Source organism: Caldisalinibacter kiritimatiensis (assembly GCF_000387765.1).
GTDB classification, from domain to species: domain Bacteria; phylum Bacillota; class Clostridia; order Tissierellales; family Caldisalinibacteraceae; genus Caldisalinibacter; species Caldisalinibacter kiritimatiensis.
In genome coordinates this window covers 1-24,116 of the sequence record NZ_ARZA01000250.1, presented here as the reverse complement: position 1 = coordinate 24,116, position 24,116 = coordinate 1, and the positions used below count along the sequence as shown (strand labels likewise).

The window sequence follows — 24,116 nt, the reverse complement described above, 5'->3', positions numbered from 1 at the left end:
ATGTAGTTTCATCTAAATTAAAGTATTGAGTATCTATAAGGATATTAATGCTGCTTACCAAAAGTATTCCAATCCCTAATCCTAAAAAAAAGCTCTTATATGATAGTTTAACCAATCTAATCATCCTTCATTTTTAATATAATATCAATTTCTCTTTTTCCTCTTCCTAATTTTTTTGCAATTTCACTGTTATCATATCCGCTTTTTTTAAGCTCTAGTATTTTATCTTTAATATTGTTTTTTTCACAAGTCTTACTATTTTTAAGTGTACTATTTAACTCAGTATTAAGTATCTTTTTAAATTCACTTTTATTACCTGTATTATGTTTATTTGAGTTGTTTTTTATTTCTAAATCTTTAATACTAATTTTAGTATCATCCTTATTGTTTTCTGTTAAAGAATCTGCTATCTCTTCTAAAGAATCTAAAATGTTAATAATATTATTATTATACAGCTTTATTTCTTCATATTTTTTTAATATATCTTGATACATATTTGTTTCTTTGTATCCTTCTTTTATTAACAGTATAAATGTTACTATGATACAAACAACTCCTATGATAAATAATATTATGTTTATCATATTTCACCTCTTCTAAACTTTTATGTCTAATTTACCCCCAATAGTTTTTTTAATTTTCTTTTTATCTATAGAGTTATTTTTTTTATTTTCTCTTTCCCTTCGTCTTTTCTTTTTGTTACGTCCTCTACCTTTCTCCTCATTGTCTCTTTTTATTTTGCTTTCATGTCCTTTTTGTGATTTATTAATCTGCTTCTGCTGTCTTTTTATATTTTTATTTGTATCATTGATTTGATTTATAATAAACTCTTTTTGAGTGTTATCATGTATTTGCTGAGTCTTTGAAACCTGTTGCGCCTTTGAAAATGATAACTGCATATCTATCGGCTTAATAGACATAATATTATCCCCCTAGTTAATAATACTAATAACTTATCTTTATTTCATTATTCTCATTATAAATAATACACTTCTTTAGTTCATCTTTAATAAACATAACACTATTGCCAATAATGACTTTAACACCTGGATATATTATATTCTTAACTACAATTTTTCCTTTAGATAATAACTCTATTTGCATTTCCAAATCTTCAATATTTTTCTTTATTAATTTAATTTTATTAGATAAGATTTTATGTGCGTTTAAAGATTTAATTAACAATTCTTTCTTCTCTTTTGTTAATCCACCAGATTTTGATAATCTCTTCAATAAGTTTATAGTTTTTGTTAATTTATCTATCTGATTTTTTAATTCATCCAATTGATTTTTTGAATCTTCATATCTTCTCTTTAGCTTTGGATTTACTCCTACTTCTAATACTGTTTTAGTTTCCATAGCTGAACCTATTATATTTGCATGTATTTCTTTTTCTGCTCTGCATACCCCTCCAACGATCAAACCTTTTCCTAAAGTAGCCTTAATAATTCCACAGCTTTTAATATCACTATGCATTATAACCTCTGAGCATACATCATCATCACTTTCTACCTTGCTATTTTCTATATATTTAGCAATTACTTTTCCATTAGCACATAATTTACCTTTATTGTGTCCATGAATTCCTTTTTTCAGAATTATATCTTTTTCACTACTGATTTCTGCTCCCTCAACTACCCCTTCGATTTCTACATTATCTTTAGAGGTTATTTTAAATCCAGTTTTAACATTACCTCTCACTTTTACCACACCATTAAAGCTTACATTTCCTGTTGAATTATCTACATCACCTTTTACTTCATAAATCTCATTTACAACAACCTTATTTCCATCCAAATAAGCTTGACCATCAACTAATGATATTAATTTCTTTGAATCATCGCTAGGTACAACATTTTTTCCATATTTCACCATTTGGTCTTTACCGGGTTTTTGTGGTATTTTTTCACCCGTTACAGTAATACCAGAACTTCCCTTAGTAGCTAATACTAACTCAGCTAATATATCTCCTTTACTTACATTATTTATTAAATTTAAATTTCTAAAATCTACACTTCCATCCTCTAAGACATTAAGGTTTATTTTCTTATTAGTATCAAACTTATATTTTATATATCCGTCTTTGCCATTGACAGGTTGTACACCCCTTGCTATAACTACTTTTTTATTATATTCTTTATTGTCAATCAATTTTCTTAAAATTGATTCATTAATTCCGTATTTAATTTTATCTTTTACAAGTTCAATTGCCTTGTCATAAGTTAAATCCTTCCCTCCATCAGGAGGTATTAATACACAATAGCCCTTCATCTTATCCTCTGAAATTATAACCTTTAATTCAGCGTCTATCATATTCTCTTCCTGAAAAGGAGCAATTTTTATAGGTTCTCCATTCCCTTTTTCTACCGCTTTTGTAACTAACTCTATATCATAATCTTTTACTCCTTTTCTATTGAGTCTACGCCTAATTTCTTCTATTGTTACTTTATTTAGAACATCATTATAGTTTACAGTTAAATACACACCATCTTCCCTATAATCGATATAGTAATACGTGTTCGTACCTATTTTATTGTTTCCTATTTCATCTAACTCTCCTTTATCTTTAACTGCTATTCTAACTTTATATTTATTTGTTATTCTAAATATAGATTTTTTTTCTTCAATTTGTATATCTACTTCATCTCTTCCTTTATTAAGCTTTTTAAGTCCCTCTTGAATTAAGTTATCTAAATACTTGCCTTCTAGTTCAATAAACTGCTGGGTCATAACCATCCCCCCTAAGTACTTAATAACCCTATATACCTACTTTTTTTATTTTGTTTTTTAATAATATAATAGCTTTACTATGGATTTGCGATATTCTAGATTCAGACAACCCTAAAACCTTTCCAATTTCTTTATACGTCAATTCGTTGTAATAATACAATGAGATAACCATCTTTTCCTTGTATGGTAACTCATCTATAGATTTTTTTAAGATGTAAATCATTTCCTTTTCCAAATATGCTTTGTCTGGGGTATTTTCTGTGTTTTTTTCTAATACACTATCTCCTTTTATACTTAATAATTCTTCAAGTGATATTATATTAAAAGTAGATATTTCTGTAAGTACGTTTTCTACTTCTTTCTTATCTACGTTTAATTCAGAGGCAATTTCCTCCTTAGTAGCTGTTCTTCCTAATTTATTTTCTAATTTATTTATTGCCTCTTCAAATTCTCTTGACTTCTTTCGTAATGATCTTGGTACCCAGTCCAATTTTCTCAAATTGTCAATTATAGTTCCTCTTATTCTTATTTGTGCATATGTTTCAAATTTTAAATTTCTATTTATATCAAATTTTTCAATAGCATCTATTAGACCAAATACGCCATATCCTAATAAATCGTCATAATCTACATTTCCCCCATGATAGTTGTATAATCTGCCTGCAACAATCTTGACTAAATGAATATATTTCTTAATCAACTCTTGCTTGTAGTAGTTATCTTCAGTTTCTTTATATTTCAACCACAAATCCTTTATATTCATTAATTATGCCCCCTGAAAGGTTTAATTCTACTGTATTTTCACTATATTTTCCACTTACATAACTTTGTTAATTGCTCCATATATGATTACATATTGCTCTAAATCACTTTAGAACCATGTCCTATCGTCTTTACACACAATGAACCGTCTTTAGCATCTAATTCTATTGTTCTTCCATAGTTACCACCTGTATCCTCAGCTACTATTTCTATATTCAAGTCCCTAAGTTTCTTTTTTGTTGCTTCAACGTTTCTTTCACCTATTTTTAAAATATCATTCTTTATATTAAACGAGAACATTTGAGAGCCACCTGCAATCTTTGCTCTTATATTATTCTTCTTAGCACCTAGTTTTATCATCTCATCTACCAAAATATCAATGGCAGTATCAGCAAATTTAGCTTTATTTTTATTATTCCTTATTTCTTTACTAGACGGCAACATAATATGTGCCAAACCTGCTATTTGGTTTACAGTATCATATAATGCTATCCCTACACATGAACCCAATCCTAAAGTTGTCAGTATACCAGGTGCTTTAAGCGCTCCTAAATCAGCCATTCCTATCTTCTTAACCTTCATTTTCTATAACTCCTAATTGCTTTAATATCGTTTCAAATGATTCCATGTTAGGAATTAAGAATAAATCTCCTAAAACTTGCTTTTCATCCTCTTGAAATTCAGTTTCGATAAATAATACTTTGTCACCTACTTGTCCAAATTGTACCGCTGGCACGCTTAAAATAGCTCCTGCCATATCAATAGATATTGATGGTACTGAGATTTTTAAATCTAAATTTATTAATGTACTTAATGAATTAACATATGATGCAGATAAAATATTTCCCACTTCTGATAAAGCTGATAACTCCATTTCATCAAACTTTTCTCTATTTGTTCGGGTATTAAACATAATATCAACTAAATTCCTCGCAGAACCTACATCTAACACCAACATAATATTCCCCTTTATATCACCGTTCATTTGGAAATATATTCCTACTACTGGCTTTTCTTCGCCTCCTAGAATATCTGGTACGTCTTTAAAGTCCAAAATTTTTATTTTTGGTACTTTCATATCTACTTTTTTATTTATCATTTTAGCTAAAGCTGTAGCTGCATTACCTGCTCCTATGTTACCTAATTCTTTTAGAACATCTAATAACATTGAGTTAAGATTATCAATACTAACTTTCATTTTTTATCCTACCTTTAAATTCTAACACCTTTTCTAAATCTAGTATCATAATCAATCTTCCATCCTTTTTACCTATACCACTTATATAATTCTTTGTATAGCTGTCTCCCATTGTTGGCACATGGTCTATTTCATTTTCTTCTATACGTATAACCTCAGATGATGCATCTACTAATAATCCAACAACACTTTCATCATAATTAACTATAACTATTCTAGATTCCTTATCTATTTCTTTTGAGTCAATTCCAAGTCTAATTCTTAAATCGATTACAGGAACTACTTCACCCCTTAAGTTCATTACACCCTTAACATAATCAGGTGCATTAGGTACTCTAGTAAAAGAACTTATTCTTTCAATAGATTTCACACTATATATATCTAACCCATAATACTCATCTTTCAATTTAAAAGCAACGTATTGATTTTCTTGAGTTCTATTAATCTGGTTCAAAACTAATCACCTCACCAATTTAAAATAAAGAGTTTATATCTAATATTAATGAAATTTCACCATTACCTAGTATAGTAGCTCCAGCTAAATATTTAATGCCATTTAAATACTTACCTAGTGATTTTATTACTATTTCTTGCTGTCCTATTAAATCATCTATGATTAATCCTGCTTCTTTATCTCCTTTTTTAACAATAACTGTTATAAGTTCTTCTTTTTGATTTTCTGTATTTGAATTTAATCCTAATAATTCATTTAATCTAATAATAGGTAAAGTTTTATTTCTAAATAAAATTATTTCCTGCCCCTGTACTTTTCTGATATCTTTACTCATGATTGGACTTATCTCTTTAATCGAACTTAAAGGGATTGCGAAAGTTTCATTTTCTAACTTAACCAATAGTGCTTGTATAATCGCTAAGGTCAATGGTAATCTAATTGTAAATTTAGTACCCTTTCCTCTTTCAGTTTCTACTTCTACATTACCACCAATTGACTCTATTTTAGTTTTTACTACATCTAGACCTACACCTCTTCCTGAAATATCGGTTATATTATCTGCTGTGCTAAATCCAGCATTAAATAATAAATCTATTACTTCATCATCTGATAAAGTATATGCTTTTTCCTCATCTACTAAACCTTTGGCTATTCCCTTTTGTCTTACTTTCTCAATATCTATTCCGTCCCCATCATCTTCTACCTCTATAACTACATTATTACCGTCAGGATACGCACATAATTTAACTACACCAGCTTTATTTTTACCTGCCTTTATTCTTTCTTCAGGACTTTCTATACCATGGTCGATAGAATTTCTAATTAAATGTATTAAAGGGTCTCCTATTTCATCTATAACAGTTCTATCTACTTCTGTTTCTTCTCCTGACATCTCAAGATTTATTTCTTTTCCTAACTCTTTAGATAAATCTCTAACCATTCTTGGAAATCTATTAAATACTCTTTCTATCGGAACCATTCTAACTTTCATAACTGCGTCATGTAAACTTGTAGTTATTCTCTCTAGATATTCAATTGCTTCATTCATATTACCTTTCTTTTCTAGGTCACCACTAGCATCTTCCATTCTCGTTTTTATTATTATAAGTTCACTTACCAAGTTCATCAAATTATCCAATCTATCTATGTCTACTCTTACTGTTTTTCCTAATCTTCTAGATTCCTTTCTTTTGTTTTTTTGCTTTTTTATAATATCATCTTTTTTTACATTCAAGGTTTTTTCTGCAATATGATTACTATCAGATTCATCAGTTATTTTACTTTCATTACTAATTTCATCTTCAAGATTAACTTCACTAATTTGAACACTTTCTATTTCAGATACTAACATTATATCTTTCTTCATGTTCGCTTCATCTGCTTTAGTAACTATTGTAACTGAAAATGTATTATCAAATTTTTCGTCTTCTATATCTTCTACTGAAGGATTTGACTGTACTATCTCTGCATTTTTTTCTAAAGTTTTAAACACTATAAACGCTCTTGCTGATTTAAGCATGCAATTTTTCTTTAATGTTATGGTAATATCAAATGCATTAAGTCCTCTTTTCTTTGCTTTTTTTAAAAGATTAATAACATACTGATTATGATCTATAAAAACCGGCTGCTTGTCCCTATTTTCAGCTTCTTTCTGTATTTGAGCTTGTTCAACTGTTACAGCAAGTTCTCCATTATTTTCTATCAACTCATTAATGTTTTTTACTAGTTTGCTGCTGTCTAAGTCACCTTCTTCGCCACTTTCACTAACATAGTTAATATAATCTTCCAATGTATCTAATGCTTCAAATAATATATCTACAATTTCTGAGTTTACTTTAAATTTGTCGTTTCTCAATGCATGTAATAAGTTCTCCATTTCATGTGTCAAGTCTTTAATTTTCATGAAACCCATCGTTCCAGCCATACCTTTTAAGGTATGTGAAGCTCTGAAAATTTCATTTAATAAGTCTTTATTATCAGGGTCCTTCTCTAAACTTAACAAATTTTCATTTAAATTTTCTAAATGTTCTTTTGCTTCAACAATAAAAATTTCTAAATATTGATTCATATCCATTTTAACACCCCACTTTATTTACTATTTCAGTAGCAATCTTATTCAAAGGTAATATGTTATCTATTGCATTATTTTTAATAGCTGATTTAGGCATACCAAAGACTACACATGAATTCTCATCTTGAGCTATTGTATATCCTCTATTCTCTTTGATTTTTTTTATACCGGTAGCTCCATCAGCCCCCATTCCCGTTAAAATAATTCCCATTTTATTCATTGTACTTATCTTAGATACACTATCCATCATTACATCTACTGAAGGTCTATGTCCAGTTACTGGTTCATTTTTATTTAGTTCAATATACAAATCTCCACTTCTCTTTTCTTTAACTTCCATATGGAATCCTCCAGGAGCAATATAACAATATCCTTTTAGAACTTTTTCGCCATCTTCAGCTTCTTTAACATTAATTTTCGAAAGACTATTTAATCGTTTTGCTAATGATTTTGTGAATCCAGGAGGCATATGCTGTACAACTAGTATACTTCCATTAATATCTTTATGTATATAAGGTATTATAGCTTGTAAAGCTTTTGGCCCTCCTGTAGATGTTCCTATAGCAACTAATGTTGAATAAGAATAATTCTTTTTAGTTACAGTATTCATACTGTAACTTTCTCCAATGTTGTTAAATACTGTCTTAGGCCTTTTTACTTTAGCTGCTGTCTTTATTTTTTTTGTTAGTTCTTGTTTCTTCTCATTATTGCTCATATCAAATACGCTATCAGGTTTTGTAATAAAATCAACAGCCCCTAATTCTAATGCTTTAATTGTAGCTTCAGCCCCTGATGTTGTTAAACTACTTAACATTACTACTGGTACTTTATGTTCTTTCATTATAGATTCTAAGCATTCAATTCCATTCATTATGGGCATTTCAATGTCAAGTGTAATTATATCTGGCTTGAGTGCCTTCAGCTTTTCTAATGCATCTTTTCCATTACGTGCAGTATCTAAAATTTCAATATCTTTGTCTTGCTCTAAAATATCACTAATAATTTTTCTCATAAAAGCCGAGTCATCAACAACAAATACTTTAATGGACATATTATATCAAACCCTTTTTTCTTAATTTTCTTTGTTCTTCAAAAATAAATTTTATTATTGATTCTCTTTTATTTTTACTAATATCAGTAAATCTCATTCCAATAGAATACTTATACTCCTTATTATTAGCAGGCTCTATTCTTATGACTTCACATTCAACACCACTAGCTTTCAACTCTTCAAGAAAATCACAAGTTACTATATCCCCTATTTCATGTTTATAGTTACATAAACATCTAATACCACCACCACTAATATCCTGGGTAATACAATGCTCCTCTATATCATTTTCAATTTTGTCATTTAAAGGAGTAAATTTTTTTAACATTTTTATATTTAAAGGTAACCTAAAATAGTTCCTTTGCTGTAATCTATTAACTTCACTAGTTCTCTCGATATGTAACTTATAAATATTTTCTAGAATACGTTCTTTAACTATAGCATTAAAATAAAATCTTCCTTTATTCTGTATATAGTATCTCACTTCTATTTTTGTACCATTATCTATTGGAACTAAGCCATTTTTATACATTGGTCCACTAATTAAATATTGAACATCATCTAATTTGTCCAGTATTTGACATGTATACTCTCTATTAATTCCTTCTTCCTTTTTTCGTATCTGAATTTTATCTCCAACTGATAAAAAATCCGATTCACCAATAATCATGTTTACATGTAACCTCCCTTACTAAAAATGCTTGTAAATCTGTCAAGAAAATCTCTAAAATCATATTTGTTTTTATCTTTTTTACCTGCTATATCTAATGCTATTTGATTAACCTTTTTACTTACCTTTGAATTCGGATACATTATGGTGAATGGAGTTTGTTGTATAACTGATTCCGAAACTATCTTTGCTTTTAAAACATAACCCAAATTATTTATATCAATTTTCAAAAACTTATCTACAACTTTATTCAGTCTACTATATACCTGTTCTGCTTCAATTCTATTTTTCACACCATTTATAACTAAATTTAACTCTTTGTGCTTTCCTTTTATAGCTAAAGTTTTAATCATTGCATAGGCATCCGTAAGAGATGTTGGTTCAGGAGTGGTTACTATGATAACCTCGTCAGCTGAATTGACAAAGCTTAAAACTGTACTCGATAATCCAGCTCCTGTATCAATTAATATATAATCAGCAAACTCCTGTAGCTGATTCAATTCTTTTACCAGTTTTGCCAATTGTGTTTCTGTAATCTCTAATAAATCCTTTAATCCCGAGCCTCCAGATATAACCTTAATATTATTAGGACCGTCTACTATAATGTCCCATATATTTTTGTTTTCATGTAATAAATCTGCTATTGTAAATTTAGGCATAATCCCAAACAAAACATCTACGTTTGCTAATCCTATATCAGCATCAAAAACTACTACTTTATTACCTAAGTTACTTAACGACACTGCTAAATTAACTGTAAAATTCGTCTTGCCTACTCCTCCTTTTCCACTCGTTATAGCAATTACTCTCGTCTTACGATTTTTTTTTCTACTACTATAGTTTTTATTTTCTTTTTTTAATTTACTCATTATTTTTCTTAATTGTTCAGCTTGATCTTTCATATTATTACTCCCCTATCAACTGCTTAGTTAACAGTTTTACATCGGCAACTCTTATGTCTTCTGGTACATTTTGTCCTACTGTGAAATATGATAAAGATTTTTTGTAATAATACTGAGAGTTTAATATAATTCCTAAATCCTCTGTTTCATCTAATTTCGTAAATATAATCTTGTAATCCTCTAAAAAGTTATAATTTTCAATTATAGACTTTACTGTTTTCCAATCTGTACTAGCACTAAGAACTAAAAAAATCTCTTTATTGTTAACAGAATTAATTAATTCAGTAAGTTCGTTGATTTGATGTTGATTTTTATGACTTCGGCCTGCAGTATCAACTAAAATCAACTCTTTATCACTTAAATTCGACAAAGCTTCATAAATTTCCTCTGTTTCATAAATAATTTTTAAAGGAATATCTAATATTTCACTGTATGTTTTTAATTGTTCAACCGCTGCAATTCTATAAGTGTCAGCTGTTATAAGCCCGACTTTATCTTTATTTTGTATTGTAAAGTTAGCTGCAATTTTAGCTAAAGTCGTAGTCTTTCCTACACCAGTAGGACCAACAAAAAATACAACCTTTTGACTTCCATCAAGCTCAATCTGTTTAGGTTCTCCAATATAATTGATAATGCTTTTTTTAACAACATTTTTGGTTTTTTCTTGGTCTAGTGCCTTTATATTCATGTGTTTATCAATTTTATTTAATATATTAAAAGCTACTTTCTCTTCCACCCCATTATTAATTAAATTATCTAAATACCTTTTTAATTCTGGTGACAATCTTTCCTCACTGTTTTTATCATCTGTATTTTTTATAAAATCTTCCATTAGCACTCTAAGCTTTTTAATTTCCTCATTAACCTCATTATTTTTATCTTCAGTATTCTCATTTTTCATGTTAGATCTAGTCTTAAATAAACTATTTTGATTTATTTCACTAAAACCTAAATTATTATTATACTCCTTTTTATAAGCCTGTTTTTTCAATCCATTTTCACTGTCATCAAGTGCTGCTACAACTTCAATTAATTGTCTTTTAAATAACCCTAAAATACCTGGTTTCTTAATTTTCCTAGTATGCAATATTACAGCATCAGAACCAAGTTCTTTTCTTAACTTATCCATAACTTCTTTATTACTATTTCCTATATAACGTCTAATTTTCATTATATTTTCACCATCCCTACAGATTGAACTTCTATATTGGGTTCAATTTCGTTATAGGAAAGCACAACTAAATCTTTAGCTATCTGTTCAGTTAATCTTTTAAAATAAATCCTTACTATGGGGGCAGTTAAAACTATAGGTTGTTCTCCTATAGAAGTAAATTTTTCAACATTTTCTGATAAACTACTTAATATACTTTGGACTCTGTCAGGTGGCATAGAAAGATATGAACCCGCTTCAATTTGCTTTATTGAGTCCATAATTAACTGTTCTAATGTCCCATCTAAAGTTATTACTCTTATACTGTTACCTTCAACATACTTTTTAGTTATATACCTAGATAGTTTTTGTCTAACATATTCTGTTAACATATCCGTATCCCTTGTAACATCTGCATAATCCGCTAATGTTTCTAATATTGTAACCATATCTCTAATTGATATATTTTCTTTTAGAAGATTAGCTAAAACCTTTTGAACTTCACCTATAGTAAATATCTTAGGTACCACTTCTTCAACTAAAGCAGGTCTCTCTTCTTTTACATTATCAATTAATTCTTTAACCTCTTGTCTACCTAATAATTCATGAGCATTTCTTTTAATAATCTCTGTTAAATGAGTTGCTATAACCGAAGGTGGATCTACAACTGTATAGCCCAAAATTTCAGCTTTATCTCTTTGTTCTTCTGTTATCCATTTTGCTGGTAACCCAAATGCTGGTTCAACCGTATCAATTCCTTCAATATTTTCTTGAGCTGTACCTGGGTTCATCGCTAAATAATGGTCAAATAATAACTCACCCTTTGAAACTTCTACTCCTTTGATTTTAATAACATATTCATTAGGACTAAGTTGAATATTGTCCCTTAATCTTACCATTGGTACAATAACACCTAATTCTAAAGCTATTTGTCTTCTTATCATTACTATTCTATCTAGCAAATCTCCACCTTGATTAACGTCTGCTAATGGTATTATGCCGTAACCAAATTCTAATTCTATATCCTCTACTTTAAGTAAAGATTTTACATTCTCTGGTTTTCTAATTTCTTCGACATCTGTTTGTTCAGCTTCTTGTTCTTCTTCTTCACTATCTTTTTGTACGTTAGAATACATCATATAACCAGTTGCACTAAAGGTTATTGCTAGTCCAACATATGGTATAATGGGTAACGGTGTCCCTATACCTAATAAAGCTAATACTCCGCTAATAATAAACATTAATTTAGGATGATAGCTAAACATTTGTTTGATAACATCTTGTCCTAAGTTCGAATCTGATGCAGCCCTTGTTACAACTATACCTGTAGCAGTTGATACTAATAAAGCTGGTATTTGACTTACCAAACCATCTCCTACTGTAAGTAAAGTATATTGTTGAAGGGCTTGATTTAATGTTAAGTCTTTTGTTACCATACCGATTATAAAACCTGCTATTATATTAATAATAGTTATAATAATCCCTGCTATTGCATCTCCTTTAACGAATTTACTCGCACCATCCATTGCTCCATAAAAATCAGCTGCTTTTTGTATTTCTTCTCTTCTTTCTCTTGCTTCTTGCTCGGTAATCAAACCAGAGTTTAAATCAGCGTCAATTGCCATTTGCTTACCTGGCATAGCATCCAATGTAAATCTTGCTGCTACTTCCGCAACTCTTTCTGCACCTTTAGTAATTACAAGAAACTGAATTATTACGATTATTAGAAATATAATAAAACCTATAATTGGATTTCCTTGAATAACAAAATTACCGAACGCTCTAATAACATTACCTGCATCTCCATCAGAAAGTATATGTCTAGTCGTTGAAATATTGAGTGATAATCGATAAAGAGTTGTTATTAGAAGTAATGAAGGGAAAATAGAGAATTGTAAAGCATCTTGAGTATACATCGAAATAAGAAGTATCAAAAGTGCAAATGAAATATTTAAACTCAACAAAATATCCAAAGTAAATTTTGGTATTGGTATTATAATTATTAAAATTATCCCTATAATGCATAATGCTATAATAATATCTCCAAACTTCATTTGTATCCCTACCTTTATTGCTGTAAACTATATACATATGCTAATATTTCTGCCACTGATTGATATAATTCCTCAGGTATCATTTCTCCAATGTCAACTGATTTGTACAATGTTCTAGCTAACAACTTGTCTTCAACTATAGGAACCGATGCTTCTTTGGCAGCTTTTTTTATATTTTGAGCAATTAAATCTTTTCCTTTAGCAACTACATATGGTGCATCATAAACAGTTGTATCATACTTTAAAGCTATGGCGTAATGAGTAGGGTTAGTAATAATAACGTCAGCGTTAGGTACTTCTTCCATCATTCTACTCATAGCCATTTGTCTCTGCTTTTCCTTGATTTTCGATTTTATTTGAGGGTCACCCTCAGTCTGCTTATGCTCTTCTTTTACCTCTTTCTTACTCATCTTTAGATTTTTTTCGTTTTCCCATCTTTGATAGCCATAGTCTAAAATAGCTAGAATTGCAAGTACAATTCCCGCCCTAATTCCTATGTGAAAGGAAATGTCAGCTATAAATTTAACGATACCTTCTATCTTCATACTAAAAAGATTCTTTACAGCTCCTATATGATTTACTACATAAGCATATATTATATAAGCTATAACAAAAATTTTTATAATTGATTTTAATAGTTCTACTAATGCTCTTTTTGATAATATCCTTTTAAATCCCTCTATAGGATTTAACCTATTTAATTTCACCTCAAGTGTTTTTGTAGTAAATAAAAAACCTACCTGTGCATAGCTCGCAGCTAATCCTATAGACAAAGCTATTAAAACAATAGGCGCTACTGTCTTAGCTACAACTAATAGTAATTCTTTAAATATTTTTTGAATTCCCTTATAATTATATATGTCTCCTATACTCGTATAGTAAGTAAAAACTTTATTAGTATACTTAATTAAATTTTCAAACATGTAACTACCAAATATCTTCATTCCTATGAACACAAACAATAACACAAATGCAGAATTAACTTCTCTACTTTGAGCTATTTGTCCCTTTTCTCTAGCTTCTTTTCTTTTTTTGGGCGTTGGTTTTTCAGTCTTTTCTTCATCTGCAAAAAGCTGTATATCTATCCTTAAATACTCCATTATTGTTTCATCCTTTTTAAATTGCCTTTATTAAATTAAAAATCTCCTCATACATATTATCAAATATGTGCTGAAGAGCTAATATATAAATAGGCATAGTTATTATCATTGTAGCAAGCCCTATAATAATTTTTAATGGCATTCCTACTACAAAAACATTCATTTGAGGAACTGTCCTTGCTAATATACCTAACATAATATTAGTTATAAATATCGTTGCTAAAAGAGGACTACTAACTTTAAAGGCTATAATAAATACTTCAGATAATATTCTTACTATATGTGCAGAAATTACACTGCTTAATGTGAAATTACCTATAGGTAAAACTTTGAAGGATGAAATTAAAGCTTCTATAAGTACAAGATGTCCATTTGTTAATAAGAAAACTAATATAGCTACTATATAAAGAAAATTACCAGTTATAGGTATCTGTATATTATGCTGAGGGTCTAGCACATTAACCATCCCAAATCCAATTTGCATATCAATAATCTGTCCTGATAAATATAAAACAGTAAAAAATAAATATGCTACAAAACCTATGATTCCCCCTACTAATGCTTCTTTAATTATCAAAAATATTAGTTGAGAGTCATTATAATTAACTGTATCTATTTCAATAAGATTAAATACAATTACTGATAATAAAAACGTAAATCCTATCTTTAATAGCTTGGGTATATTTCTTCTACTAAAAATAGGTGATATAATAAAAATCCCTGCTACTCTTACAAATACTAATAAATAAACTTGATACTTGTTTAATATTTCTTGATATATACCTTCCATAAATTTCACCTAACAATTAAATAAATGTATTAATACTATTAAATAATCTTGTAGTAAAATCAACTATTACATTCAAAATCCATGGTCCAAAAACTATAAAAGCAACAATAACTGCCACAATTTTGGGCACAAATGCTAAAGTAGCTTCCTGTATTTGGGTAGTTGCTTGAAATATACTTACTAATAAACCGACTAAAAGCCCAAAGCCCAACATAGGTGCTGATAGCATTAATACTGTAATCATTGCTTCTTGAGCTAAACTAATAACGTCAGCTTGACTCATTTATTTCACTCCTCAACTATCTGAATCCGGTAACTAACACTTCTGTTATCACATTCCATCCATCAACTAATATAAACAATAATATTTTAAAAGGCAATGAAATCATAACAGGTGGTAGCATCATCATTCCCATTGACATCAAAGTACTTGCAACAACCATATCAATTACTAGAAAAGGTATGAATATCATAAACCCTATCTTAAATGCTGTCTTTAATTCACTAATTATAAAAGCTGGTATTAAAGCACTAGTAGGTATGTCTTCTAACTTTTGTCCATTCTCCACTTCTGCAATATCTAAAAATAGAGCTAAATCTTTACCTTTTGTTTGCTTAAACATGAATTCTCTAATAGGTTGTAACGCCCTTTTTAATGCCAACTGCTCGTCCAATTCGTTTTCCAAATACGGCTGTATAGCTTGATTATTTATTTCTGTAGCTATTGGAGCCATTATAAAAAATGTCAAAAACAAGGCCAAACCTATTAATACTTGATTCGGTGGTGTTTGTTGAGTTCCTAAAGCATTTCTGATAAAAGATAACACTATTATAATCCTAGTAAAACTAGTCATCATTATTAAAATAGCTGGTGCCAAAGTTAGCACAGTTAGTAGTACCATTATTTGAATTACTGAGCTATAGTTATCTGCATCCATGTTGATAGATAAATCTGGCTGTCCATATGCAGTACCTGATACTATTATGGACAGCACAATTGCCATAAATACTGCTTTAATTATTCTATTCATCTTCCTCATCCTCATCTATAGGAAGGTCTATATTATTGTAATTTCTTATATTTTTCAACTTTTGGTTGATATTATTTAATTTTTTATTAATAATCATATTGTTTATACGAGAACTTTTATTATTTTTAAATAAATCAGAAATATTCTTTAAATAATTTCCATTTACCATGTCTTTGCTGACGATATTTTCTATATTTTCGATTATTTGATTGTCGTCAATTTTATCAAGTACCGTAGTTTGATTTTCATTAACAGCAACTATATATAGAGAATTTAAGATTTTAACTATCATAATTCTACTATTTCTTCCAATCGACATTGAATCGATTATACTAATGTTTTTACTTTTTATCATTGTACTTGATTTTTTACCAATAACCTTAGAAGTGAAATAAGATAAAAACAATACAGCAAAAAAAGCTATTAAATAAAATACTAACTTTAACATACTATCTAATTTGAATTGAGTAAAATCATTAATCTTACTACTTTGATATGCAAATACTTCTATTCTTAACATATAAACAAATATAAATGTAAATACATTTACATTTATATTTCTCAATCTTTTTTTACTCATTATTATCATCCTAAATATTTATCATCCCAACACTTTCTTTACTGCCTCTATTACTCTGTCTGCTTGGAAAGGCTTAACTATAAAATCTTTAGCTCCAGCTTGAATAGATTCAATAACCATAGCTTGCTGTCCCATAGCTGAGCACATAACTATTTTTGCATCGCTGTTAATCTTCTTGATTTCTTTAACTGCTTGTATTCCATCGACTTCAGGCATAGTAATGTCCATAATTACTAAGTCTGGATTTAACTCCTTATATTTTTCAATAGCTTTAGCTCCATTATCAGCTTCTCCTACAACCTCATATCCATTTTTAGTCAAAATATCTTTAATCATCATTCTCATAAAAGCAGCATCGTCTACTATTAATATCCTATTTGCCATAAATATTCCTCCCTTTATAATTTTGTAACTCGTTTAGATGGTTTAATAATATCTGTAATTCTAATTCCAAAATTGTCATCAATAACGACTACTTCTCCTTTTGCAATATACTTTCCATTTGCAAGAATGTCTAATGGTTCACCTACAAGCTTGTCTAACTCTATAATAGTTCCTGGACCATATTCTAAAATTTCACTTATCTTTTTTACAGTTTTACCTAATTGAACAGTAATTTCAATAGGAACTTCACTAATTAAATCAATACTTTCATTATAAGTATTGTTCTCAGTTTCATCAAAAGCTTGAAATTGTACTTTTTTCACATTCACTGGTTTAGATTGTGGCTTGGCCTTTTCAGTATTTTGGTTAGTCGTAATTGATGCAGCAGCCTCATTTACTCCCTCTTCTAATTTTACATCACTTTGTGTATATAATTCAACATCGTCATTTTGATTTTTTGATTGTTCTATAACATTATCAACTTTATTTTCTAATTCATTATCTTTTTCATCAATATTTAATATTTTATTTACCATCTTTTTTGCAAAATTTAATGGAATTAGTTGCATTATTTGACTATCAATTAAATCTCCTACTATCATTCTAAAAGATACTTTAACTACCGAATCATCATAGTTAAGTATATCTATAGCTTTATTATCCTGTACAAAATTTATTTCAAATGCATTAGGTGGTTCTATATCTATCTTTTCTCCAAACATTTCAGATAATGAGGTACAAGATGAGCCTACCATTTGGTTCATAGCTTCACTGATAGCACTTAAATCCATTTCATTTAATTCTCTATCTATGTTTGTCCCATCTCCCCCCATCATCAAGTCAGTTATAACTTTTACATCATCAACTTTTAAAATTAGTAAATTGGTACCTGTTAAACCTAATTTGTATTTCACATCAACAGCTACAAAAGGTATTTTATAAAGCTTACCTAAATCTTCAACTTTTACAACCTCAACTTCTGGCGTTGTTATTGTAACTTTCTGATTTAATAATGTAAATAAGGTTGTTGCAGCTGTTCCCATGCTTATATTCCCTATTTCACCTAAAGCATCTTTTTCAGTTTCATCTAATACGACTAAGTCATCCTCGTAGTATGCATGAGACGTATTATTATCAACTGGTTCGTCATCTGTATTATTAAGGTCACCCTTTAATAATGCATCTATTTCTTCTTGAGATAACATTTCACTGGTCATCTGTTTCTTCACCATCCTTTACGACTCTTGTTATCTTAACTGACATTTTTTTATTTTTCACTCCAGGTATACCGTGAAATTTAGGATTCGATTTGACTAATATTTTTACTTCGTCACCTTGTTTTTCATTTAATTTAATAACATCACCAACTTCTAAATCTAGTATCTCTCTAACAGTTAACTTTGTAGAACCTAACTGTGCTTTCATTGTAATTAATGTATTTTTTATGTTCTTTTCTAATAATTTAGTGTTTTCATCATCATGGTCATTGTTTTTATTAGAAAACCAAAACTTAGTACTTAATTTATTTAAAATAGGTTCAATTGTTAAATGAGGTATACATAAATTTATCATACCTTCAATCTTACCTATACTAATATTCATCGTTACTAAAGCTACCGTCTCCGTAGGTGATATTATTTGGGCAAATTGTGAATTTGTTTCTATCTTTTCTAATATAGGATTTAACTCAATTACATTTTCCCATGCCTGCTTAAGCAAATCTAATACCTTATTCATCATTCTCTTTAGTAACGTTAATTCTATCTCTGTAAATGTTCTTATTTCATCTACATTCTCTCCATCCCCACCTAATAGCCTATCAATTGCAGCGAATGCTGTTTTAGGTGACATGTCTACAATTATTTCACCGTTTAAAGGTTTAAATTTAACAATTGATAAAAAAGCTGGATTTGAAATTGAGTTACTGAATTCACTGTAAGCATATTGGTCAACAGTTAATACACTAATTTTTACTGGTGCTCTTAAATAACCAGATAAAAATGTCTGTAATAACCTACTATAATTTTCATGAATAATTTCTAAAGTCCTCAATTGTTCTTTTGCAATTTTTTGAGGATTTCTAAAATCATATTTTTTAACTTTTCTTTCATTACTATCTTCTTTAATTTCTTGAGCATCTACTTCTCCTGAATCTAACGCTTTTAGCAGGGCGTCAATTTCACTTTGCGATAAAACCTCAGACAATATAGAGCCCTCCTTCTACTGTACAATTAACTTGTTAAAATATACATTTGATATATTTTTAGTTTCAAAGATTTCAGCTAGCCTGTCCTTTATCTCCTTTTGCAAATTCATCATACCTTGGCTACCTTCTATATCCTTCTCATTTTTACTTCTAATTATTTTATTTATTTCAGTATTAATTATAAATTTCTTTTCTTCAAAAGCTTCTAATAACCTTTTATCTTTCACTTCAATCACTATATTACATAATAAAATCCTATCGCTATCTTTCAAATTAGTTGTTAAATCCCCTAAAACATATGTCAGCTTTTTCTCTTCTTTAGAATCAGAATCATTTAAATAAATATATCCTAATACACTACCGATAAGTGTAACAGTAACTACAAAAGAAATTATAGATATTAAAACAATTTTTTTCTTATCCATAGCAATTTCCCCTTTTTTAGTTTGGTTCCCATTGAGCATAGGTTGATTTCAAAATAACTACATCAACTCTTCTATTTTTAGCCTTATTTTCTGATGTATCATTTGGTACAATTGGTCTGTAATAGCTATATCCTGCAGAAGATATTCTATTTTCTTCTATCCCTATATCCTCTACTAAAAATCTTAAAACATTTGTTGCTCTTATAGCCGATAATTCCCAATTTGTAGGAAATTTATTTGAGCTTATAATTGGGTCATTATCGGTATGACCCTCAATTTTAATATGCTTATCTTTAAACTCTTCCTTTTTTAATACTTCTCCTATATACGCTAAAATTTCTTTAGCATTTTTCTTAATCACTGCTTTTCCTGAATCAAAAAACACGTTATCTAAAATTCTAATAACCAAACCTCTTTCTTCTATTTTAGCTAAAACCTTCGTTTCTAATCCTTTTTCCTTGGCATATTCTTCTATAATTGCTTTTAATTTTCTAAAGTCTTCTGCTTCCTTTTCCTCTAAAGTAGCTAAATCTTCTGGTAAATCATCTAAGTCTACATAAGGTGCACTATCTATCGTTTTACCACCTTCTAATACTCCTAATGACCCTTGAAATGATTTTATAATAGCTTGAAACTTTTGGGCATCTACCTCAGAGAAAGCAAATAACAGTACAAAAAAGCATAATAATAAAGTTACCATATCTCCATAAGTCGTCATGTATTCTGGTGCGCCTCTTCGTTGAGCATTCGATTGTCTTCTTCTCACTCTTTTCATTATGCTTCCTCTCTTTCAGGTTCATTATTTAATGTCTTTCTAACATCTGGTGCTAAGAAAGTCTTTAATTTTTCTTCAATTATTCTAGGGTTTTCTCCAGCTTGTATAGACAATAGTCCTTCAACCATTAATTCCTTTAGAATAATCTCCTCTTTACTTTTTCCTTTCAGTTTGTTTGATATAGGTAAGAAAATCAAGTTCGCAAATAATGTACCATAAAATGTTGTTATTAAAGCAGTAGACATATTAGGTCCAATAGATGAGGTATCTGAAATATCTCTTAACATACTTATAAGACCTATAAGGGTACCTATCATACCAAAAGCTGGTGAATAAGTTCCCATAGCTTCAAAAATACCTTGTCCCTGACTATGCCTTTCTTCGAGAAATGCTAACTCCGTCTCTAATATATTTCTAACAAGTTCAGGGTCTGTACCATCTACTATTAATAATATACCTTTTTTTAAAAACTCATCATCTATATCTTCAGCAGCTTCTTCAAGAGCCAATAGTCCTTCTTTTCTTGCTACATTTGCCAATCGTATTATCTGTTGGATAATCTCATTAGGCGAAAAAGTTTTATTAACAAACACATTTTTTACTACTTTAAAAGTACTTAATACTTTTTTTATCGGAAAACTAACAAAAGTAGCAGCTATAGTTCCTCCTAAAACAATAAGTATAGATGCTGGATGTAAAAATGACATTACATTACCTGAACCAGTGGATACTCCTATTATAATAAACAAAAAACCACTGATAAGTCCTATAAGCGTAGCTAAATCCAAATTTATCACTCCGTTTCTACACTACATGCTATACTTCTTTGAATTTTTCTTTTATATTCTATTACTTTATCTACAATATCAGCACCAGATTCCTTTACAACTATTTTCTTATCATTTGTTAGAGTAATAACTGTATCTGGCGTTTCCTCTACCTTCTCAATTAAATCTGAATTAATTATAAAACTTTTTCCATTCATTCGTGTTACCTTTATCACATTTATCCCTACTTTATTGATTTATGTCCCCCAGGTTAAACCTGGGGTTTTTATTATCTTTTCAAGTTAGTCAACTCTTGTAGCATTTCATCAGTTGTTGTAATTACCCTAGAATTAGCTTGGAAACCTCTTTGTGTAACAATCATTTCTGTAAATTCCATTGATAAATCCACATTTGACATCTCTAATGTACCAGGGTTTATTGCTCCTAATCCACTATTACCAGGCATACCTATTTGAGGTTCTCCTGAGTTAGGCGTGTTTGTAAATAGATTGCTTCCCATTTTCTCTAATCCAGCAGAATTATCAAACTTAGCTAATTTAATCTGCCATAATTCTTCTTTCATACCGTTAGAAAAGCTTGCAATTACTTTACCTGATGCATCTATTGTAAAACCTGTTAATGAACCTGATGACCTACCAATTTGTCCATCAACTTCTACATCAAATGCTTTAGCGTCACTTTCATTCGCAAATTGTGTAAGTTTTGAAAAGTCTATAGTTAATTCATCAGTTCCTTTACCAAAATATGTAGATAAAGGTGTACCTCCTATGTTTGCACCACTAAAATCTATATCTATAATTTCTTCTGAAGAACCAATATCTAATTTCCCATCAGCAGTAAATTTTAGGGGGACAGGATCTGTTGATAAACTAATACCACTAACAGGTTGATTAGTTGATACATCAGTTACAGTTACACCTGTACCACTTACTTGCCACTCATCACTTGTTGCAGTCTTTTCAAATACAATCTCAACCTTATAAGAATTACCTAAACTATCCTTGACAATAGTATCTGTTGTATATGTATCACCATCTGCAGTTGATGAATCTAAATTTCCTCTTAATTCTACTTGACATGAAGCCGTTGCTGGAGCAACAATTGACTTATTTAACTTTATACCATCTAAATCTTTAGATGAATCAATACCTAATGCATCTGCATACCTTGAATCTCCTATAAACTTTCCTAATAATCTATATCCATCAGCAGTTACCAAGTTACCATCTACATCAAAAGTAAAATTCCCAGCTCTTGTGTAATATCTATTTTCAGCATTTTTATCATCTGATACTATAAAGAATCCTTCACCATCTATCATTAAGTCTGTTGGATTGTCTGTTCTTTGTGTGGCACCCTTTGTATGTACTGTATTTATTGCTCCTAATTTAAGACCTAAACCTAATTGCTGTGGGTTAGTCCCCCCTTTACCTCCTTGCGGCGCACCTGCACCTCTTATTACCTGACTTAAGGCTTCTTGAAAAGTAACTTGTCCTTTTTTATAACCTACTGTATTAACATTAGCAATGTTATTACCTATTACATCCATTTTAGTTTGGTGTACTCTCAATCCAGATACTCCTGAATACATTGATCTCATCATAGTAAATGACCTCCTTTAAATATAGAACTGTATGTATCCTCAGTCAGTCAGATACAAATAGCCTCCTTAAAAGGTCCAGCTATATTACTACAGCTCCGTCTATATTAGTAAATACATTTTCTTTTAACTGTTCTGATGTAGCGGTAGTTATAACTGTTCTATTTTTAATGCTAGTCACAAATGCTGTATCATTCATTAATATTAATGCTTCCTTTACTCCCTTTTCTTCTGCTTTTTTCACAGCACTCTCTAACTTCTTTATTTCTTCATTTGTTAGATTAATTTTTCTAGAATTCATTCTTTCTATTGCATGTTTTGAAAATTTTACCTTGTTTTCATTAGACTTTACTCTTTGTAATATCTCTTCAAAGCTTTTATTACCATTGTTTATATATTCTATCTGTCTTTTTTTAATAAAGTCATTTTTGATTTTATTATTAATCCTTTTAATGTTAAATTCATTCATGAAATCACTCCGTTTTTGATTGACTCTCCTTAACATACCCCTTTATAATTTCTTTTATTTCTTTAATTTCTTCAGTTATTGACTGTTGATTAATTGATGTTTCATTAATCTTTTGTTCATATGCTTGTATAGCTTTATTCATTGATGAAAGTTCATTTATTATATCTTTTTGATTAGCCTTATAATTACTATTTAATTCTTCTATAGCTTCTTTAATTTGTAACTGAGATTTTTGTAAACTAGTATTTAGTTCTTGTATTTGCTCTAAAGTTGTGAATTGGGCCATTTGAGCAATAAACTCTTTGTCTTCCATTGGATTTAATGGGTCTTGATTCTTTAACTGGGATACTAAGAGGTTTAAAAATGCATCTTTTCCCATCCCATTGGAAGCTGATATTTTCTCTTTATTTTCTGTTTTTTTAGTTGTTTCATCAAAAGTATACCAGATTTGATTATTGTTTACGCCATCTACACTCAAAACTATACCTCCTATGCCATTAAATCAATACTACCTTCTACCGCCAAATAAGGGTTAAGCTTGTCCATAGTTTCAATAGCTTCTAATGTATCATCAGTATTCTTAATATTATTAAATTTTCCTTTTTTTATTTGTGCTTGTCTCCAACTGCTGTATGCCCTTTCTTCAAAATTCGAATCCTTTCCTACTGAAACCTCAAACTCTTGTATATCAATTCCCTGTTCATTAAGCTCATCCTTTAATTGGTCTAAATTTGATTCAATCAGTTCCTTAACTTGATAACTTTCAACCATTGCTTTTGCAGTTACTATACCTTTTTCTGCTATAATTTTTAATGACATCTCTCCTAAAATATCTGGTTTTAGTTTAATTTTTATCTCTGACTGTTTTCCATTTATCCTCATACTAGTTTTTTCAACTATTTGACTTAATATATTATCCTTATTCA

Annotated in this window: 29 protein-coding genes; all 29 read right to left on the bottom strand. The window is 29.5% G+C overall.

Going from position 1 to position 24,116, the window contains the following annotated elements; all coding sequences use genetic code 11:
• Window positions 1-116: 116 nt before the first annotated feature.
• Window positions 117-584 carry a DUF6115 domain-containing protein gene (locus L21TH_RS11295; protein WP_006316277.1) on the bottom strand — a complete coding sequence of 156 codons (468 nt, stop codon included), beginning with the start codon at window positions 582-584 and terminating at the stop codon, window positions 117-119.
• Between the two features lie 12 nt (window positions 585-596).
• The gene (locus L21TH_RS11290; RefSeq protein ID WP_006316275.1) at window positions 597-920 is read right to left on the bottom strand and encodes a hypothetical protein; all 324 of its coding nucleotides are present in this window, start codon (window positions 918-920) and stop codon (window positions 597-599) included.
• Between the two features lie 25 nt (window positions 921-945).
• Window positions 946-2,730 (bottom strand): FapA family protein, encoded by a 1,785-nt coding sequence (locus L21TH_RS11285; protein WP_006316273.1) that lies wholly within the window; start codon window positions 2,728-2,730, stop codon window positions 946-948.
• A 28-nt stretch (window positions 2,731-2,758) separates the two neighbouring features.
• Complete coding sequence (locus L21TH_RS11280) at window positions 2,759-3,493, bottom strand: FliA/WhiG family RNA polymerase sigma factor (protein WP_006316271.1); 735 nt, start codon at window positions 3,491-3,493, stop codon at window positions 2,759-2,761.
• Window positions 3,494-3,591: 98 nt separating this feature from the next.
• Window positions 3,592-4,074, bottom strand: coding sequence for a chemotaxis protein CheD (locus tag L21TH_RS11275; protein ID WP_006316270.1), 483 nt, complete (start codon window positions 4,072-4,074; stop codon window positions 3,592-3,594).
• The gene (locus L21TH_RS11270) at window positions 4,064-4,690 is read right to left on the bottom strand and encodes a chemotaxis protein CheC (RefSeq protein ID WP_006316269.1); all 627 of its coding nucleotides are present in this window, start codon (window positions 4,688-4,690) and stop codon (window positions 4,064-4,066) included. Before L21TH_RS11270 ends, L21TH_RS11275 begins: the two co-directional genes overlap by 11 nt.
• Window positions 4,680-5,144 (bottom strand): chemotaxis protein CheW, encoded by a 465-nt coding sequence (locus L21TH_RS11265; protein WP_006316268.1) that lies wholly within the window; start codon window positions 5,142-5,144, stop codon window positions 4,680-4,682. The genes L21TH_RS11270 and L21TH_RS11265 overlap by 11 nt, the downstream gene beginning before the upstream one ends.
• Window positions 5,145-5,163: 19 nt before the next feature.
• Entirely contained in the window at window positions 5,164-7,218 is a 2,055-nt protein-coding gene (locus L21TH_RS11260; RefSeq protein ID WP_006316267.1) for a chemotaxis protein CheA, read from the bottom strand.
• Window position 7,219: 1 nt separating this feature from the next.
• Window positions 7,220-8,266, bottom strand: coding sequence for a protein-glutamate methylesterase/protein-glutamine glutaminase (locus tag L21TH_RS11255; RefSeq protein ID WP_006316266.1), 1,047 nt, complete (start codon window positions 8,264-8,266; stop codon window positions 7,220-7,222).
• Window position 8,267: 1 nt separating this feature from the next.
• Entirely contained in the window at window positions 8,268-8,936 is a 669-nt protein-coding gene (locus L21TH_RS11250; RefSeq protein WP_006316265.1) for a flagellar brake protein, read from the bottom strand.
• A 2-nt stretch (window positions 8,937-8,938) separates the two neighbouring features.
• The gene (locus L21TH_RS11245) at window positions 8,939-9,838 is read right to left on the bottom strand and encodes a MinD/ParA family protein (protein ID WP_006316264.1); all 900 of its coding nucleotides are present in this window, start codon (window positions 9,836-9,838) and stop codon (window positions 8,939-8,941) included.
• A 4-nt stretch (window positions 9,839-9,842) separates the two neighbouring features.
• Complete coding sequence (gene flhF, locus L21TH_RS11240) at window positions 9,843-11,009, bottom strand: flagellar biosynthesis GTPase FlhF (protein ID WP_006316263.1); 1,167 nt, start codon at window positions 11,007-11,009, stop codon at window positions 9,843-9,845.
• Window positions 11,009-13,042: a flagellar biosynthesis protein FlhA gene (gene flhA / locus L21TH_RS11235; RefSeq protein WP_006316262.1), complete on the bottom strand. Its 2,034-nt coding sequence runs from the start codon at window positions 13,040-13,042 to the stop codon at window positions 11,009-11,011. Before flhA ends, flhF begins: the two co-directional genes overlap by 1 nt.
• 14 nt (window positions 13,043-13,056) lie before the next feature.
• Window positions 13,057-14,142 (bottom strand): flagellar biosynthesis protein FlhB, encoded by a 1,086-nt coding sequence (gene flhB / locus L21TH_RS11230; protein ID WP_006316260.1) that lies wholly within the window; start codon window positions 14,140-14,142, stop codon window positions 13,057-13,059.
• 16 nt (window positions 14,143-14,158) lie between these two features.
• Window positions 14,159-14,932 carry a flagellar biosynthetic protein FliR gene (gene fliR / locus L21TH_RS11225; RefSeq protein ID WP_006316259.1) on the bottom strand — a complete coding sequence of 258 codons (774 nt, stop codon included), beginning with the start codon at window positions 14,930-14,932 and terminating at the stop codon, window positions 14,159-14,161.
• Between the two features lie 16 nt (window positions 14,933-14,948).
• The gene (gene fliQ / locus L21TH_RS11220) at window positions 14,949-15,215 is read right to left on the bottom strand and encodes a flagellar biosynthesis protein FliQ (RefSeq protein ID WP_006316244.1); all 267 of its coding nucleotides are present in this window, start codon (window positions 15,213-15,215) and stop codon (window positions 14,949-14,951) included.
• A 16-nt stretch (window positions 15,216-15,231) separates the two neighbouring features.
• Window positions 15,232-15,963: a flagellar type III secretion system pore protein FliP gene (gene fliP / locus L21TH_RS11215; RefSeq protein ID WP_006316242.1), complete on the bottom strand. Its 732-nt coding sequence runs from the start codon at window positions 15,961-15,963 to the stop codon at window positions 15,232-15,234.
• Window positions 15,956-16,543: a flagellar biosynthetic protein FliO gene (locus L21TH_RS11210; RefSeq protein WP_006316240.1), complete on the bottom strand. Its 588-nt coding sequence runs from the start codon at window positions 16,541-16,543 to the stop codon at window positions 15,956-15,958. Before L21TH_RS11210 ends, fliP begins: the two co-directional genes overlap by 8 nt.
• Window positions 16,544-16,564: 21 nt before the next feature.
• Entirely contained in the window at window positions 16,565-16,927 is a 363-nt protein-coding gene (locus L21TH_RS11205; protein WP_006316238.1) for a response regulator, read from the bottom strand.
• A gap of 14 nt (window positions 16,928-16,941) precedes the next feature.
• The gene (gene fliY, locus L21TH_RS11200) at window positions 16,942-18,159 is read right to left on the bottom strand and encodes a flagellar motor switch phosphatase FliY (protein WP_242826524.1); all 1,218 of its coding nucleotides are present in this window, start codon (window positions 18,157-18,159) and stop codon (window positions 16,942-16,944) included.
• The gene (fliM, locus tag L21TH_RS11195) at window positions 18,134-19,132 is read right to left on the bottom strand and encodes a flagellar motor switch protein FliM (RefSeq protein ID WP_006316235.1); all 999 of its coding nucleotides are present in this window, start codon (window positions 19,130-19,132) and stop codon (window positions 18,134-18,136) included. The genes fliY and fliM overlap by 26 nt, the downstream gene beginning before the upstream one ends.
• A gap of 15 nt (window positions 19,133-19,147) precedes the next feature.
• A complete protein-coding gene (locus tag L21TH_RS11190) occupies window positions 19,148-19,558 on the bottom strand; it encodes a flagellar basal body-associated FliL family protein (RefSeq protein ID WP_006316225.1) in 411 nt (136 codons plus the stop codon).
• A 16-nt stretch (window positions 19,559-19,574) separates the two neighbouring features.
• Window positions 19,575-20,333: an OmpA/MotB family protein gene (locus L21TH_RS11185; protein WP_006316224.1), complete on the bottom strand. Its 759-nt coding sequence runs from the start codon at window positions 20,331-20,333 to the stop codon at window positions 19,575-19,577.
• The gene (locus L21TH_RS11180) at window positions 20,333-21,130 is read right to left on the bottom strand and encodes a flagellar motor protein (protein ID WP_423219140.1); all 798 of its coding nucleotides are present in this window, start codon (window positions 21,128-21,130) and stop codon (window positions 20,333-20,335) included. Before L21TH_RS11180 ends, L21TH_RS11185 begins: the two co-directional genes overlap by 1 nt.
• The gene (locus L21TH_RS11175) at window positions 21,127-21,336 is read right to left on the bottom strand and encodes a flagellar FlbD family protein (protein WP_034429979.1); all 210 of its coding nucleotides are present in this window, start codon (window positions 21,334-21,336) and stop codon (window positions 21,127-21,129) included. The genes L21TH_RS11180 and L21TH_RS11175 overlap by 4 nt, the downstream gene beginning before the upstream one ends.
• 53 nt (window positions 21,337-21,389) lie before the next feature.
• The gene (locus tag L21TH_RS11170; RefSeq protein WP_006316221.1) at window positions 21,390-22,724 is read right to left on the bottom strand and encodes a flagellar hook protein FlgE; all 1,335 of its coding nucleotides are present in this window, start codon (window positions 22,722-22,724) and stop codon (window positions 21,390-21,392) included.
• 79 nt (window positions 22,725-22,803) lie between these two features.
• Complete coding sequence (locus L21TH_RS11165; RefSeq protein ID WP_006316220.1) at window positions 22,804-23,190, bottom strand: TIGR02530 family flagellar biosynthesis protein; 387 nt, start codon at window positions 23,188-23,190, stop codon at window positions 22,804-22,806.
• A 4-nt stretch (window positions 23,191-23,194) separates the two neighbouring features.
• Entirely contained in the window at window positions 23,195-23,668 is a 474-nt protein-coding gene (locus tag L21TH_RS13870) for a flagellar hook assembly protein FlgD (RefSeq protein ID WP_006316219.1), read from the bottom strand.
• A gap of 11 nt (window positions 23,669-23,679) precedes the next feature.
• Window positions 23,680-24,116: flagellar hook-length control protein FliK (locus L21TH_RS11155; RefSeq protein WP_034429977.1), on the bottom strand; the 437-nt coding region annotated here is incomplete at its 5' end.